Origin of the sequence: Ideonella azotifigens (assembly GCF_021043325.1) — a bacterium.
Classification (GTDB): domain Bacteria; phylum Pseudomonadota; class Gammaproteobacteria; order Burkholderiales; family Burkholderiaceae_C; genus Ideonella; species Ideonella azotifigens.
This window is the reverse complement of record NZ_JAJNKD010000002.1, coordinates 61,335-75,362: the sequence shown is the minus strand read 5'-3', so window position 1 is coordinate 75,362 and position 14,028 is coordinate 61,335. Positions and strand designations below refer to the sequence as shown.

Annotated in this window: 13 protein-coding genes; 8 read left to right on the top strand and 5 right to left on the bottom strand. The window is 69.2% G+C overall.

Annotated elements, in window-relative coordinates:
- Positions 1 to 110: 110 nt before the first annotated feature.
- Entirely contained in the window at positions 111 to 2,051 is a 1,941-nt protein-coding gene (locus LRH25_RS05020; protein ID WP_231010285.1) for a S8 family serine peptidase, read from the top strand.
- On the opposite strand, the gene LRH25_RS05015 is transcribed toward LRH25_RS05020, so the two are convergent.
- Genes LRH25_RS05015 through LRH25_RS05005 form a run of 3 tightly spaced genes read right to left on the bottom strand, consistent with a single transcriptional unit; the run spans position 2,002 to position 4,214 of the window.
- Positions 2,002 to 2,742 carry an SPOR domain-containing protein gene (locus LRH25_RS05015; protein ID WP_231010284.1) on the bottom strand — a complete coding sequence of 247 codons (741 nt, stop codon included), beginning with the start codon at positions 2,740 to 2,742 and terminating at the stop codon, positions 2,002 to 2,004. The two genes, LRH25_RS05020 and LRH25_RS05015, sit on opposite strands and share 50 nt — an antisense overlap.
- A gap of 15 nt (positions 2,743 to 2,757) precedes the next feature.
- The gene (locus tag LRH25_RS05010) at positions 2,758 to 3,645 is read right to left on the bottom strand and encodes a biotin--[acetyl-CoA-carboxylase] ligase (protein ID WP_231010283.1); all 888 of its coding nucleotides are present in this window, start codon (positions 3,643 to 3,645) and stop codon (positions 2,758 to 2,760) included.
- A complete protein-coding gene (locus tag LRH25_RS05005) occupies positions 3,642 to 4,214 on the bottom strand; it encodes an SET domain-containing protein (protein ID WP_141289559.1) in 573 nt (190 codons plus the stop codon). The genes LRH25_RS05010 and LRH25_RS05005 overlap by 4 nt, the downstream gene beginning before the upstream one ends.
- Positions 4,215 to 4,336: 122 nt before the next feature.
- On the opposite strand from LRH25_RS05005, the gene LRH25_RS05000 reads away from it, so the two are divergent.
- Genes LRH25_RS05000 through LRH25_RS04980 form a run of 5 tightly spaced genes read left to right on the top strand, consistent with a single transcriptional unit; the run spans position 4,337 to position 10,646 of the window.
- The gene (locus tag LRH25_RS05000; RefSeq protein ID WP_141289560.1) at positions 4,337 to 6,949 is read left to right on the top strand and encodes a DNA topoisomerase III; all 2,613 of its coding nucleotides are present in this window, start codon (positions 4,337 to 4,339) and stop codon (positions 6,947 to 6,949) included.
- Positions 6,950 to 6,959: 10 nt separating this feature from the next.
- Entirely contained in the window at positions 6,960 to 7,940 is a 981-nt protein-coding gene (locus LRH25_RS04995; protein WP_141289561.1) for an AEC family transporter, read from the top strand.
- A gap of 33 nt (positions 7,941 to 7,973) precedes the next feature.
- A complete protein-coding gene (locus tag LRH25_RS04990; protein WP_231010282.1) occupies positions 7,974 to 9,254 on the top strand; it encodes a glutamate-5-semialdehyde dehydrogenase in 1,281 nt (426 codons plus the stop codon).
- A 4-nt stretch (positions 9,255 to 9,258) separates the two neighbouring features.
- Positions 9,259 to 9,990: a 7-cyano-7-deazaguanine synthase QueC gene (gene queC / locus LRH25_RS04985; protein WP_141290129.1), complete on the top strand. Its 732-nt coding sequence runs from the start codon at positions 9,259 to 9,261 to the stop codon at positions 9,988 to 9,990.
- Positions 9,987 to 10,646, top strand: coding sequence for a LemA family protein (locus LRH25_RS04980; protein ID WP_170201040.1), 660 nt, complete (start codon positions 9,987 to 9,989; stop codon positions 10,644 to 10,646). Before queC ends, LRH25_RS04980 begins: the two co-directional genes overlap by 4 nt.
- Before the next feature lie 25 nt (positions 10,647 to 10,671).
- Here LRH25_RS04980 and LRH25_RS04975 read toward each other — a convergent pair whose 3' ends face one another.
- Positions 10,672 to 11,097, bottom strand: a complete 426-nt coding sequence (locus LRH25_RS04975; RefSeq protein ID WP_141290131.1) for a BLUF domain-containing protein — start codon at positions 11,095 to 11,097, stop codon at positions 10,672 to 10,674.
- A 7-nt stretch (positions 11,098 to 11,104) separates the two neighbouring features.
- A complete protein-coding gene (gene folE, locus LRH25_RS04970) occupies positions 11,105 to 11,842 on the bottom strand; it encodes a GTP cyclohydrolase I (RefSeq protein WP_141290132.1) in 738 nt (245 codons plus the stop codon).
- Between the two features lie 94 nt (positions 11,843 to 11,936).
- Here folE and rsmB point away from each other — a divergent pair, with 94 nt between their 5' ends.
- Both rsmB and LRH25_RS04960 read left to right on the top strand, forming a co-directional pair.
- Complete coding sequence (gene rsmB, locus LRH25_RS04965) at positions 11,937 to 13,310, top strand: 16S rRNA (cytosine(967)-C(5))-methyltransferase RsmB (protein WP_231010281.1); 1,374 nt, start codon at positions 11,937 to 11,939, stop codon at positions 13,308 to 13,310.
- A gap of 102 nt (positions 13,311 to 13,412) precedes the next feature.
- Positions 13,413 to 14,000 (top strand): DUF4390 domain-containing protein, encoded by a 588-nt coding sequence (locus LRH25_RS04960; protein ID WP_231010280.1) that lies wholly within the window; start codon positions 13,413 to 13,415, stop codon positions 13,998 to 14,000.
- Positions 14,001 to 14,028: the final 28 nt, after the last annotated feature.

Here is a 14,028-nt window from a genome sequence, read left to right as displayed (position 1 = left end):
TACAAGCCTTCAGGGGCGGCGTGGCCGGGCAGGTCGCGCCGCCCCTTTGTTTTGGCCGCGGCCGGCCGATATCCCGACATCTGTCAAAAAACACGATGTCGGGGTTGTGCATGAGTGGAAGTCGACGCTGTGCGGCGGGCTGGGCCCTGGCCGGGCTGCTGCTGATGGGTTTGTCTGCCGGGGCGCAAGCCGCCAATACGGCGCTGCCGGTGCGCGGTCTGATCGTGCAGTTGCGCGACGCGCCTGCGCACCAGGCGATGCTGGACGTGCCGGATGCCCAGGTCGCCAACTCGGCTGGCGGACCGAGCGCGGCCGAACTCAAGCGCGCCGATGGCCTGCGCTGGGCCAGGCTGATGGGCGCAACCGGGCTGACGCGACAGGGCAGTGCGCCCAGCCTGCAGCCGGTGGGCCGCGCGGCGCAGCGCCTGCGCTGGGACACGCCGCCTGACGCGGCCACGCTGGCGCGCTGGCAAACCTCGCTGGCCGCCCGGCCGGAGGTCGCCTGGGTCGTGCCGGACACCCTGGAGCCGCGGCTGCAGGCCGAGTTGACCATGCCGGACGATCCTTTGTTCGGCGGCCAGGACCAGCAGTGGTGGCTGCAGCCCGTCAGCGGCAGCAACAGCCTGCCGCTCAGTGCCCGGCTGCGCGGCGTGCCGGGCGTGCAGACCGCCTGGTCGCGCAGCACCGGCGACGCCGGCCCGGTGGTGGCGGTGCTGGACACCGGCCTCACGGCCCATCCCGAATTCGACAGCGCCCGCTTGCTGCCTGGCTACGACATGGTTTCGGACTGGGACGCCAGCGCCGGCCGCGGTTACGCCAATGACGGCGACGGTCGCGACGCCGACCCGTCCGACCCAGGCGACTGGGTGGACAGCGCGGACCAATCGGCCGACGCCGGCCGCTTTGGCAGCTGCAGCCTGCAAGGCAGCAGCTGGCACGGCACGACGGTGACCGGCATCATTGCCGCGAGCAGCAACAACGCGCTGGGCGTGGCCGGGCTGAACTGGGGCGTGCGCATCCTGCCGGTGCGCGTGGCCGGCAAGTGCGGCGCGACCGTCAGCGACATCGTCGACGGCATGCGCTGGGCCGCTGGCCTGCAGGTCTGCAAACGCTGGACCGATGGCAACATGGCCAGCGGTTGCGCCGAATGGGCGCCGGTCAACCCGACGCCAGCGCGTGTCGTCAACATCAGCTTCGGCGGTGCTTCGGCCTGCAACGCGGCCTACCAAAGCGCCATCGACGAACTCTGGGCGCTGGGCGTGCTGGTGGTCGCGGCCGGGGGCAACGACCACGCCAGCCCCAGCCGGCCAGCCAACTGCCAGCATGTGCTGGGCGTGGCCGCGCTGAACCGCGACGGCTTCAAGGCCAGCTATTCCAACTTCGGCAGCGCGCTGGCGCTGGCCACCGTGGGCGGCGACGACACGAGCGGCCGTTGGGGCCCACTGCTGACCGACGGCGGCCTGCTGACGCTGGGCAACGGCGGCAGCACCACGCCTGGCCTGCCCGGCTACGGCCGGCACACCGGCACCAGCTTTGCCGCGCCGGTGGTGGCGGGCGTGGCGGCGCAGATGCTGTCGCTGGCACCCGGCCTGGACGCGGCCGGCCTGCTGCAAGGCCTGAGCGCGAGCGCCCGGCCACACGTGGGCTCGGCGCTGATGGCCGTCTGCAGCGCGGCCAATCCGGGCCGCTGCGTTTGCTCCACCGCGACCTGCGGCGCCGGCATCCTGGATGCCGACCAGGCGTTGCGCTACGCCCAGCTCACCACCCAATCACAGGCCTACCAGGCGCCGAACTGGGCCGCGGTGCAGATCGACACCAGCGAGCTGCGCGCCGCGGTGGCACTGGGCCAGGACCGCGAGGCCGCGACCAGCGAAGACGGCGCGACCAGTGGCGGCACCGGCAACAGCGCCGGCAGTTCTTCGGCCGGTGGCGGTTCGTTGGACGGTTTCGAGCTGGCGGCGCTCGCGGCGCTGCTCTTGCTGCAGGCGCTTGGGCAGCGGCTCAAGCCGGCGCGCAAGCGCTCCAGGGCGTCGCCGCCTTCTGGGTCTTGAGCTTGCCGACCTGCTCGGCCGTCAGCGTCTCCACGCGCAGCTGGTGCTGCACGACGGGTTCGATCAGCGCGACCACGCGCGCAGTGCGCACGCCGCGCTGCTGCAGCTGGTTCAACCGGCCCTCGGCTTCTGCCTGGCTGTTGAACTGGCCCAGCGTCAGCCCCGGGCTCAGCGTCGCGTGGTTGACCAGTTCCTCGTGCGGCAGCCGCAGCCGGCGCACTTCCTCCAGTTTCTTCTGCAGCGCGTCGGCGTCGGCAAAGCGGCCCATGTAGACCGCCCAGCGGCCGGGCAGCTCGCGTCGGATGTCGACCCAGCCGTCGCTGCGCAGCCCGAGCTGCTGCAGCTGGCGCGTCATCTCGCCATAGGCCTGGTCGCTCAGCGGGCCGGCCTGCAGGCAGGCAGCGCCCGCCGCGGCAGTCGACACCGCATTGGCGCTGGCCGGTTCGCTGGCGATGGTTGCCGCTGACGCAGCAATCGTTTCGGGCGCCGTTGACGCAGCGGGTGCCGGGGCCGAGGCCGCGCCGTTGGACAACAGCTGCAGCGCCTGTGCATTGACCTGGCGCGCCAGCCGCTCGGGCTCGCGCTGCGGGTCCAGTGCGTGCAGGCCCAGCTTCTCGGCAATCACCGGTTGGGTCCAGGCCCAGACGGCCAGGTTGGCCACGACAAGCAGGACCAGCAGCCAGCGCAACATCGCCGGGGCGGCCGCTCAGCGCGGCGCGGCGGCCAGCGGGCGCACGCTGACTTCGCCGCTGACGATGCGCTGCACTTCGCCGTTGCAGCGCACCAGCAGCGCGCCGTCCTCCGCCACGCCCAGCGATTCGCCTTCGGGGCATGCCGCATCGGTGGTCGTCACCGCATGGCCGCGCAGCAGGTCGCGCTGCGCATAGGCGGCGGCGATGCCGGCGAAACCGCCGCGCTCGAAGTCCTGCAGGCGTTGCGCCAGCCTGGGGCAGATGCGCGCCAGTGCCTGCGGGGCCGAGAGGTCCGGCTCGAATTCGCTGACCGAGGCAATCGCTTCCTGCACGTTTTGCGGCAGGTGCAGCGGCCGCAGGTTGATGCCGATGCCGATCACCGCGAAGCGCTGTTCGCCGACCTGCAAGGCCTCGATCAGCACGCCACCCAGCTTGCGGCCACGGCCCGGGCCGTCCACGCGCCACAGGTCGTTCGGCCACTTCAGGCCGATCTCGTGGCCGTTCGGGTCCAGCGCCTCGGCCGCTGCCACGCCCACTGCCAGCGACAGGCCTGACCAGTCGGCGCGGTGGATCGGCAGGCTGAGCGAGAAGGTGAGGGAACTGCCCGGTGCCGATTCCCAGCTGCGGCCCAGCCGGCCCTTGCCCTGGGTCTGCTGCACGGCCACCAGCAGCGAAGGCGCCAGGTCATCTGCCCGCAGCTCGCGGCCCTGGGCCTTCAGTGCGGCGTGGCGCAGCCGGTCCATCAGCGCCTGGTTGGTCGACTCGATGTGGTCCACCACCTCGATCGACAGCTCAGGCAGCATCGGCAGCAGCTGTTCCCACAGCGCGTGGATGCCCCACAGGCTGTGGCGGTCGGCCGGGTTGGGCGCAGGAGGCGGCGGAATCAGCGGGGCGTCGTTCATGGGCGGGACGCCTTCTGGCGCGTCTTCGGGCTCAGCATCGTGCCACGGCAATCGGCTGCGCCGCAGCGGCATTCGTAGCGTTTTTTCAGCTTCGGGGTGTAGCGCTCGTCAATGGTGAGGCCGTAGTCGTAGAACAGTTCCTCGCCGGGCGCGATCGGCCGCAAGGCCTTGATGAAGACGCGGCCATCCTGCTCGTCGGCCTCGCAGTTCGGATCGCAGGCATGGTTGATCCAGCGCGCGGCATTGCCGCCGTACAGCGCGTCGATCACGTTGCCGCCTTCGATCTGGAAGTAGAAGGTGTGCTCGGGGTTGGACGGGTCGTGCGGGTGGCGGCGCAGCGCCTCTGGCCAGTCGATCACCTGGCCGGTGTATTCGATCAGGCGCTCGCCCGGTTCAATGGGCTGCAGCGCGAAGACCCCTTTGCCATGCACGCCACTGCGGCGCACCTGGATGCGCCTGCCGCTGCTCTTCGCGGAGGGCCCTGCCGTCGCCTTCGCGGCCGTTTGCGAGCGGCCCTTCGGCTTGGCGGCAGGGTTGTTGGCGGGCTTGGCTTGCGTGCGTGGCTTCATTGGGTACATTGGAATCATGGGCGTGCGCGCGTGTACACGTGCATACGCATGTACACACAGGCGCGCGAGTCGCCGGATTGTAGGCATGGCCGAATCCGGCCCGAGTGGAAATCGAAGAACACATGAGCAAGTCACTGATCATTGCGGAAAAGCCCAGCGTCGCGCAGGACATCGTGCGCGCGTTGACGCCGGTCTCCGGCAAGTTCGAAAAAGCCGCCGACCACTTCGAGAACGAGCAGTACGTCGTCACCTCGGCGGTCGGCCACCTGGTGGAGATCAAGGCGCCTGAGGAATACGACGTCAAGCGTGGCAAGTGGAGCTTTGCCAACCTGCCTGTCGTGCCGCCGCACTTCGACCTCGCTCCGATCGACAAGGCCAAGGCGCGGCTGCAGGCCGTCGTCAAGCTGGTCAAGCGCAAGGACGTGACCTCGCTGATCAACGCATGCGACGCGGGCCGCGAGGGCGAGCTGATCTTCCGGCTCATCGTGCAATACGCCGGCACTGCCAAGGCGCCGATCAACAAGCCCATCCAGCGCCTGTGGCTGCAGAGCATGACGCCGCAAGCCATCCGCGACGGCTTCGACAAGCTGCGCAGCGACCAGCAGATGATGGGTCTGGCCGACGCCGCACGCAGCCGCTCCGAGGCCGACTGGCTGGTGGGCATCAACGGCACCCGCGCGATGACGGCCTTCAACTCGCGCGACGGCGGCTTCTTCCTGACGACGGTCGGCCGGGTGCAGACGCCCACGCTGTCCATCGTGGTGGAGCGCGAAGAGAAGATCCGCAAGCACGTGGCGCGCGACTACTGGGAAATCAAGGCCGGCTTCGGCGCTGCTGCGGGCGACTACGAGGGCAAGTGGTTCGACCCCAAGTACAAGAAGGACGACCCTGCCGGTGGCGGCGCGTTGGCCGACATTCCCGTGTCCGACCGCCGGCCTGACCGGCTCTGGAACGAAGCCGAGGCCAGGGCGATTGCCGATGCGGTGCGCGGCCAGCCCGGCGTGGTCACCGAGGAAGCCAAGCCCAGCACCCAGAGCAGCCCGGGCCTGTACGATTTGACCACGCTGCAGCGCGAGGCCAACTCGCGCTTCGGCTTCAGCGCCAAGACCACGCTGGGCCTGGCGCAGGCGCTGTATGAAAAGCACAAGGTGTTGACCTACCCGCGGACCGACTCGCGCTACCTGCCCGAGGACTATGTGCCGGTGGTCAAGCAGACCTTCGAGATGATCGCCACCGAGGACCTGCCGGGCCCGCTGCAGGCGCTGGCCCAGCATGCGAAGAAGGGTCTGAAGGAAGGCTACGTCAAGCCGCTCAAGCGCGTGTTCGACAACACCAAGGTCTCGGACCACTTCGCCATCATCCCGACGCTGCAGGCCCCCAAGGCGCTGACCGAAGCCGAGGCCAAGCTCTACGACATGGTCGTCAAGCGCTTCCTCGCGGTCTTCTATCCGGCGGCCGAATACATGGTCACGACCCGCATCACCAAGGTCAAGACCGCCGCCGGCCCCGAGCATGCGTTCCAGACCAACGGCAAGGTGCTGGTGAACCCGGGCTGGCTGGCCGTCTATGGCAAGGAAGCCCAGGACGAGGACGCCAACCTGGTCGCGGTGCAGCCGGGCGAGACGGTCAGCAACGAAGGCGTGAACGTCGTCGCGCTGCGCACCAAGCCGCCGGCGCGCTACACCGAGGCCACGCTGCTGAGCGCGATGGAAGGGGCAGGCAAGATGATCGACGACGACGAGTTGCGCGAGGCCATGGCCGAGAAGGGCCTGGGCACGCCAGCCACGCGCGCGCAGACCATCGAAGGCCTGATCCTGGAGAAGTACATGCTGCGCGAAGGCCGCGAGCTGGTGCCCACCGCCAAGGCCTTCCAGCTGATGACGCTGCTGCGCGGCCTGGGCGTGGAAGACCTGACCAAGCCCGAGCTGACCGGCAACTGGGAGTTCCAGCTGGCCGAGATGGAGCAGGGCAAGCTCTCGCGCGAACAGTTCATGAAGGCGATTGCCGACATGGCCGAGCGCATCGTCAAGAAGGCCAAGGAATACGACCGCGACACGATTCCTGGCGACTATGCGACGCTGAAGACGCCGTGCCCGAACTGCGGCGGCGTGGTGAAGGAAAACTACCGCCGCTTCACCTGCACAGGTGCCTCTGGTGACAGCGAAGGCTGCGGTTTCTCCATCACCAAGATCCCCGGTGGCCGCAGCTTCGAGCTGGCCGAGGTCGAGCAGTTCCTGGCCGACAAGAAGATCGGCCCGCTGGAAGGCTTCCGCTCCAAGGCCGGCTGGCCGTTCACTGCCGAGCTGAAGCTGGCCTTCGACGACGAGACCAAGAACTGGAAGCTGGAGTTCGACTTCGGTGAAGACGCCAAGGCGGCCGAAGAAGGCGAAGCGGTGGACTTCAGCGACCAGGAGCCGCTGGGTTCCTGCCCGAAGTGCCAGGGCAAGGTCTATGAGCACGGCAGCAACTATGTCTGCGAACACGCGGTCAGCGCGCCGGTGACCTGCGACTTCAAGACCGGCAAGGTCATCCTGACCCAGCCGGTCGCGCGCGAGCAGGTGCACAAGCTGCTGACGACCGGCAAGACCGACCTGCTGGAGAACTTCGTCTCGAACAAGACCCGCCGCAAGTTCAAGGCCTTCCTGGCCTACGACAAGAAGGAAGGCAAGGTCAGCTTCGAGTTCGAGCCGCGCGCAGCCAAGCCGCCGGCGAAGAAGGCCGCCGCCAAGGCATGACGCCGGCGGCATGACGCTGGCGATCCTCTACAAGCTGCTGGCCATCGTGCTGGTGGTGGCGCTGGGCTGGATCGTGGGGCGCCTGCGCTGGCTGGGCGAAGGCACGGCCGACAACGATCCGGCGCGCATCCTGTCCGCCGCGGCCTTCTACCTGTTCGCGCCTGCGCTGTTCTTTCGCACCACCGCGCGGGTGGACCTGGCGCACCTGCCCTGGGCCATGCTGGCCGCGTTTTTCGTGCCGGTGACCGGGCTGATGCTGGCCGTCTACGGCGTGCAGCGCGCCCGGCGCGACCGCAGCGACCAGGCCGTTGCGGCGCCCGCGGTGCGGGCCGTCACCGTGACCTTCGGCAACTCGGTGCAGATCGGCATTCCGCTGGCCGCCGGCGTGCTCGGCGAAGCTGGCCTGGGCCTGCATTTGACGCTGGTCAGCGTGCATGCGCTGATCCTGCTGCTGGTCTGCACCACGCTGGTCGAACTGGACCTGGCGCGTGCCCACGCTGCACCCGACGCGCACCTCGGCCATGTGCTGCTGGGCACGCTGCGCAACGCGGTGATCCACCCGGTCGTGCTGCCGGTGCTGGCTGGCCTGGCCTGGAACCTCATCGGCTGGCCGCTGCCCGAAGCGGTCGACGAAGTGCTGCGCATGCTGGGCTCGGCCGTGGTACCGCTGTGCCTGACGCTGATCGGCATGTCACTGGCCTACCTGGGCCTGCCCAAGCGCCTGGATGGCGCCATCGCCGTCAGCGCGCTGAAGCTGGGGCTGCAGCCTGCGCTGGTGCTGGGCGTCGCCCACTGGGGCTTTGGCCTGACCGGTACGCCGCTGGCGGTGCTGGTGCTGCTGGCGGCCTTGCCGGCCGGCAGCAATTCGATGATGTTCGCCCAGCGCTACCGCACGCTGGAAGCCGAGACCACCGCGGTCAACGTGCTGTCCACGCTTGCCTTCGTGGGCACCGCGCCGCTGTGGCTGGCGCTGCTGGCCTGGCTGGGCTGAACGCGAGCGGCCCCGGCCGGGGATAATCCCGGTATGACCCCGCACGACATTCCTGCCTACATGGACCACCTGGGCGTGGCGGCGCGCGCCGCCGCGACCGCGATGGCCAGCGCCGGCACCCGCGTGAAGAACGATGCGCTGAGCGCGCTGGCCCGGCTGCTGCGCGAAGCTGGCGAGCCGCTGGCCGCGGCCAACGCCAAGGACATCGCCGCCGCCGAAGCTGCTGGCCTGGCCGCGCCCATGGTCGACCGCCTGCGCCTGACGCCCAAGGTCATCGCCACGGTCGCCGAAGGTTGCGAGCAACTGGCGGCGATGCCGGACCCGGTCGGCGAGATCACCGGCGTGAAGCGCCGGCCCACCGGCATCAGCGTGGGGCAGATGCGCGTGCCGCTGGGCGTGTTCGGCATGATTTACGAGAGCCGGCCGAACGTGACCATCGAGGCCGCGTCGCTGGCGATCAAGAGCGGCAATGCCTGCATCCTGCGCGGCGGCTCGGAGGCCATCCATTCCAACCTGGCGCTTTGGCAACTGGTGCAGCGCGCGCTGTCCGAAGCCGGCCTGCCGCCCGAAGCGGTGCAACTCGTCGAGACGACGGACCGCGCCGCCGTGGGCCGCCTGATTGCGATGCCTGAATACGTGGACGTGATCATCCCGCGCGGCGGCAAGGGCCTGATCGCGCGCATCAGCGCCGAGGCCAAGGTGCCGGTCATCAAGCACCTGGACGGCAACTGCCACGTCTATGTGGACGCCGAGGTCGACATTGCGCAGGCGCTGGTCGTCACCGACAACGCCAAGACCCAGAAGTACAGCCCCTGCAACGCGGCCGAATCGCTGCTGGTGCATGCAGCTTCGGCGCCAGCCTTCCTGCCGCAGATCGGCGCGATCTTCGCGGCCAAGGGCGTGGAGATGCGCTGTGACTCGGCCGCCAAGGCGATCCTCGCTGCCGTGCCTGGCGCCAGGCTGGCGGACGCGACCGAGGCCGACTGGGCCGAGGAATACCTGGCGCCCATCGTCAGCGTGAAGGTGGTGCAGGGCCTGGACGAGGCCATCGCCCACATCAACCGCTACGGTTCCCACCACACCGACGCAATCCTGACGACGAACCACCCGAACGCGATGCGCTTCCTGCGCGAGGTCGACTCGGCCAGCGTGATGGTCAACGCCAGCACCCGCTTTGCCGACGGTTTCGAATACGGCCTGGGGGCCGAGATCGGCATCTCGACCGACAAGTTCCACGCCCGCGGCCCGGTCGGCCTCGAAGGCCTCACGTCCATGAAATGGGTGGTGCTGGGCCAGGGCGAAATCAGAGGCTGATGACATGAGCGAGCCGTCTTCCCGCCATGCCCTGGTGCTGTTTTCCGGCGGCCAGGATTCCACCGCCTGCCTGGCCTGGGCGCTGTCGCGTTTTGCGCGTGTCGAGACGCTGGGCTTCGACTATGGCCAGCGCCACAAGGTCGAGCTCGAATGCCGGCAGGTGGTGCGGCGCGAGATCGCCGAACAGTTCCCGCAGTGGGCTGGCAAGCTGGGCGACGACCACCTGCTGGACCTGGCGCTGCTGGGCCAGATTTCCGACACCGCACTGACCGATGCGCGTGCCATCGAGCTGCAGGCCAACGGTTTGCCCAACACCTTCGTGCCCGGCCGCAACCTGCTGTTCCTGACCTTTGCTGCGGCGCTGGCCTACCGGCGCGGCGCCTCGGTGCTGGTGGGCGGCATGTGCGAGACCGATTACTCCGGCTACCCGGACTGCCGCGACAACACGCTCAAGGCGATGCAGGTCGCGCTCAGCCTGGGGCTGGACACGCCGATGACGCTGGAAACCCCGCTGATGTTCCTGACCAAGGCCCAGACCTGGGAACTGAGCGAGCAACTGGGCGGCGAGAGGCTGAACGACTTGATCGTCGAGCACACGCACACCTGCTACCTCGGCGACCGCAGCCAGCGCCACGCATGGGGCTACGGCTGCGGCCAGTGCCCTGCCTGCGAGCTGCGGGCCCAGGGCTTTGCCGCCTGGCGCGCCAGCAAAGGCGGCCAGGGCGCGTTCGCATGAGCCTGTTCGCGCCGGAAATCTGGCAAGGCGCGTTGGCGGCATCGGATCCGGCCAGCGAACCGGCGACCAGTGCCGCCTGGCCGAGCTGGCTGCAGCTGACGCATGTTGGCCATGTGGGCGGCTGGCTGCTGGAGCTCGCGCTGATCCTGGTGATCGCCTTCTGGATGGTGGGGGCCTACAACCGGCTGATGCGACTGCGCAATGCGCTGGGCCAGGCCTGGGTGCAGATCGATGAATTGCTGGTGCGCCGTGCCGCCGCCCTGGACATGTTGCTGGCCGCCGTGCGCGAGCCGCTGGCCGACGAGGCTGGCAGCCTGCAGGTGCTGATGCAGGCGCAGGAGCGCCAGCGCCAGGCGGCCCTGGCCATGCGGCCCAGGCCATACCGTGCCTTGCTGGTGGCGGCCTGGGTGGCCGCCGAGCGTGACATGGCCTCGCCGATGGCGCGGCTGCATGCCCTGCTGGAGCAGCAGCCGACGCTGGACGAGCAGCCCGGCGTGCATGCCTCGCGGCAGCAACTGACAGAGCTCGCCGCCCGGCTGGTCTATGCGCGCCAGTCCTTCAGCGACGCTGCAGCGGCCTACAACCAGGCCTTGACCGAGTTTCCGACCCGGCTGCTGACCCGCCTGTTCGGTTTTCGCGCCGCGGCCAAGCTCTGAATGCCACCGGGCCGGTGCCTGCGCGTCAGGCCTGGCCCATCATGGCCGCGGTGGCGACCATCTCGTCGAACAGCGCGGCCATCGCGGCGCCGGACACGGCGTAGGGGTTCAGCGTCGCGGTTTCGGAGTACTTGAGCAGCAGACCAGGGTTCAGCCGGGTCAGGTTCACCATGCCCATGGCCCAGCCGGCGAAATGCCGCTCGGCGATCTCGGCATAGTTCAGCAGCACGACCTGCTGGTGGCGCGGATCCGCCGCGATGCGGTGGTACAGCTTGTTGACCGCGTCGCGGCCGCCTTCCAGCGTCTGCACGAAGGTGCCGTGCGCAAAGCACAGCGCACCGGTGATGCCTTGCGTCGGGTTGGTGGCGCGGGCCTGCTGCAGGATGCCGGTCAGCGCATCCTGGTCCATCTCTGCCGTGGCCCGGCTGGCATACATCAGTCGCACAAGCATCGGGGGTTCACCTCTTCTTGGACAACAGGGACAGGAATTCGCGCCGCAGGTTCGGGTCCTTCAGGAACGCGCCCCGCATGACGCTGTTGGTCATCGCGGTGTCATTGTCTTTCACACCGCGCCAATGCATGCAGAAATGGTCCGCCTCCATGACGATGGCCAAGCCATCGGGCTTGACGCGTTCCTGCAAGGCGTCTGCCAGCATGATCACCGCCTCTTCCTGGATCTGCGGCCGGGTCATGATCCAGTCGGCAATGCGGGCGTATTTCGACAGCCCGATCAGGTTCGAGTGTTCATTGGGCAGCACGCCCACCCAGATCTTGCCGAGGATGGGGCACATGTGGTGCGAGCAGGCCGAGCGCACCGTGATCGGGCCGACGATCATCAGCTCGTTCAGGCGGGAGGCATTCGGGAATTCGGTGACCGGCGGCATCGGCTGGTAGCGGCCGCGGAAGACTTCCTCCAGGTACATCTTGGCCACGCGGCGCGCCGTGTCCTGGGTGTTGTGGTCGCTCTCGGTGTCGATCACCAGCGCCTTCAGCACCTCGGCCATCTTGGCGCTGACCTCGTCCTTCAGTTCCTGCAACTCACCCTCGCGCAGGAAGTCGGCAATGTTGTCGTTGGCGTGGTAACGCCGCCTGGCCTGGACCAGGCGATAGCGCACCCGTTCCGACACCGGCAGCGCCGCCAGCGCTTCGTCTTGCAGGATGGGCGCAGCAACGCGCGGGCTCTTGGGTTCGGCCATGCCGGGGGGTCCTTGCCTGGTTCTATGACCAGCGCATTGTCGGCCAGCGGCTGCCGCATTGCGCGTGCGGGGTCGGCCCGTCGCAATCTTCTGGATGGGTTGGGTGGTTAGACTGCCGCGGGTGAACCCAGCCCACCCCTCTCCTCCGCTGTCCCGCCTGCTCGAACTGTGTGCCGACGCGGTCCAGGCCGTGCGTGCCGGCCGTTCCCTGACCGATGTGCTGGCCGGCGTGCAGCCGGCCGCGCGGCCGGGCACCCAGGCGCTGGCCTTTGCGGTGCTGCGCAGGCTGGGCGCGGCCACTGCGGCGCGTGCCGTGCTCGCCCCGCGCAACCCGCCGCCGGTGGTGGACGCCTTGCTGGTCTGCGCGCTGGCGCTGCTGTGGCCTGACGACGCACCACCCTACCCGGACCACACGCTGGTCGACCAGGCCGTGACCGCGGCACGCCACAAGGTGCCGGCTGCCGCAGGTTTCATCAACGCCGTGCTGCGCCGCTTCATCCGCGAGCGTGCCGCAGTGGTGGCGCAGGCCGAGCAGCAGCCCGAAGGCGCGTGGAACCATCCCGCCTGGTGGATCCAGAAAGTGCGCCACGACTGGCCGGCCGACTGGCAGGCGCTGCTGGGCGAAGCCCAGCGCCACCCGCCGATGACGCTGCGCGTCAACGCCCGCCGCAGCAGCCGCGAGGCCTACCTTCAGCAACTGCAGGAGGCCGGCATCGCAGCCGACCCGGTCGAAGGACCCGGGCTGGAACAGGCGCTGGTGCTGCGCCAGCCCTGTCCGGTGGACCGCCTGCCGGGCTTTGCACAAGGGCTGGTGTCGGTGCAGGACCTGTCGGCCCAACGTGCGGCGCCACTGCTGCTGCGGGACTGGGCTGGCGGTTTGCCCGCCGGGGCCCACGTGCTGGACGCCTGCGCCGCGCCCGGCGGCAAGACGGCGCACCTGCTGGAGCTGGCCGAGCTGGACCTGCTGGCGCTGGACACCGACGCCAGCCGCCTGGCCCGCGTGGACGACGGGCTGCGCCGCCTGGGCTTGCAGGCGCGCACCCGCGCGGCCGATGCGCGCCAGGTCAGCCAGTGGTGGGACGGCCGGCCGTTCGACGCGATCCTGCTGGACGCACCCTGCAGCGCGTCGGGCATCGTGCGGCGCCACCCGGACATCCGCTGGCTGCGCCGTGCCGACGACATCCAGGCGCTGGCCCGCATCCAGGCCGAACTGCTGGACGCGCTGTGGCCGCTGCTCAAGCCCGGTGGCCGCCTGGTTTATGCAACCTGTTCCTTGTTCAAGGACGAAGGCATTCGGCAGATCGACGCATTTTTGCAACGCCATTCGCTGGCACCCGGGGTCATCGCAGCCCAGTCGCCCGGCCACCTGCTGCCGCTGCCGGACAATGCAAGGCATCTCCCGTCAGCCTCGCTGGCCGACGGTTTTTACTATGCCTTGCTGCAACGGCCCGCTGCTGCCTCTGACTGAATGCCGATGGGTTTTGAAAGCGCCCCCAGGACCGGGCTGCGCCCAGTCCGCCCCCCGTGGGGGGTGAGGGAACTTGGGGCGGCCCTGCGTTTCCTCATGAGGATGTCCGGCCCGACTGGCCGCGGCGCGACTTGCGCGGCTGCGGCCTGCGTGCGCGGGCTGCTGCTGGCCGCTTGGTTGGGCGTGCTGGGCCACACGGCAGGGGTGCGGGCGCAAGGCATCGAGCTGCCGCAGCTTTCGCTGAGCCGGCAGGAGGGCGGGCTGACGCTGGACTTTGAAGTCAAGCTGGCGCTCAGCCGTGCCACCGAAGATGCGCTGCAGCGCGGCGTGCCGCTTTATTTCACCGCCTCCGCGCAGGTCTTTCACCCCCGCTGGTATTGGCGCGACGAGCGCGTGGCCCGCGCCACCCGCACCTGGCGCATCTCCTACCAGCCGCTCACCTCCAGCTGGCGCGTCAGCTTCGGTGCGCTGAGCCAGAACTACCCCAGCGCCGAGGCCGCGCTGGCGATGATCTCGCGCGCCACCCGCTGGCGCATTGCAGAACCCGAGCAGATCGACCCCAGCGAGCGCTACTACGTCGAGTTCAGTTACCGGCTGGACAGCAGCATGCTGCCGCGCCCGCTGCAGCTGGACCTGGCGGTGCAGTCCGACTGGCGGCTGTCCGTCGAGCGCACACTGAAGCTCGACTGAGCCTTTGATCCAGCCCCCCGCCACGCGC

Coding starts and splice junctions, on each gene's coding strand:
- LRH25_RS05005 (WP_141289559.1), bottom strand. CDS start 4,214: ATGAAGCCACGCACGCAAGCCAAGCCCGCCAACAACCCTGCCGCCAAG.
- LRH25_RS05015 (WP_231010284.1), bottom strand. CDS start 2,742: ATGTTGCGCTGGCTGCTGGTCCTGCTTGTCGTGGCCAACCTGGCCGTC.
- LRH25_RS05010 (WP_231010283.1), bottom strand. CDS start 3,645: ATGAACGACGCCCCGCTGATTCCGCCGCCTCCTGCGCCCAACCCGGCC.
- folE (WP_141290132.1), bottom strand. CDS start 11,842: ATGGCCGAACCCAAGAGCCCGCGCGTTGCTGCGCCCATCCTGCAAGAC.
- LRH25_RS04960 (WP_231010280.1), top strand. CDS start 13,413: ATGTCCGGCCCGACTGGCCGCGGCGCGACTTGCGCGGCTGCGGCCTGC.
- rsmB (WP_231010281.1), top strand. CDS start 11,937: ATGGGTTGGGTGGTTAGACTGCCGCGGGTGAACCCAGCCCACCCCTCT.
- LRH25_RS04990 (WP_231010282.1), top strand. CDS start 7,974: ATGACCCCGCACGACATTCCTGCCTACATGGACCACCTGGGCGTGGCG.
- LRH25_RS05000 (WP_141289560.1), top strand. CDS start 4,337: ATGAGCAAGTCACTGATCATTGCGGAAAAGCCCAGCGTCGCGCAGGAC.
- LRH25_RS04995 (WP_141289561.1), top strand. CDS start 6,960: ATGACGCTGGCGATCCTCTACAAGCTGCTGGCCATCGTGCTGGTGGTG.
- LRH25_RS04975 (WP_141290131.1), bottom strand. CDS start 11,097: ATGCTTGTGCGACTGATGTATGCCAGCCGGGCCACGGCAGAGATGGAC.
- LRH25_RS04980 (WP_170201040.1), top strand. CDS start 9,987: ATGAGCCTGTTCGCGCCGGAAATCTGGCAAGGCGCGTTGGCGGCATCG.
- queC (WP_141290129.1), top strand. CDS start 9,259: ATGAGCGAGCCGTCTTCCCGCCATGCCCTGGTGCTGTTTTCCGGCGGC.
- LRH25_RS05020 (WP_231010285.1), top strand. CDS start 111: ATGAGTGGAAGTCGACGCTGTGCGGCGGGCTGGGCCCTGGCCGGGCTG.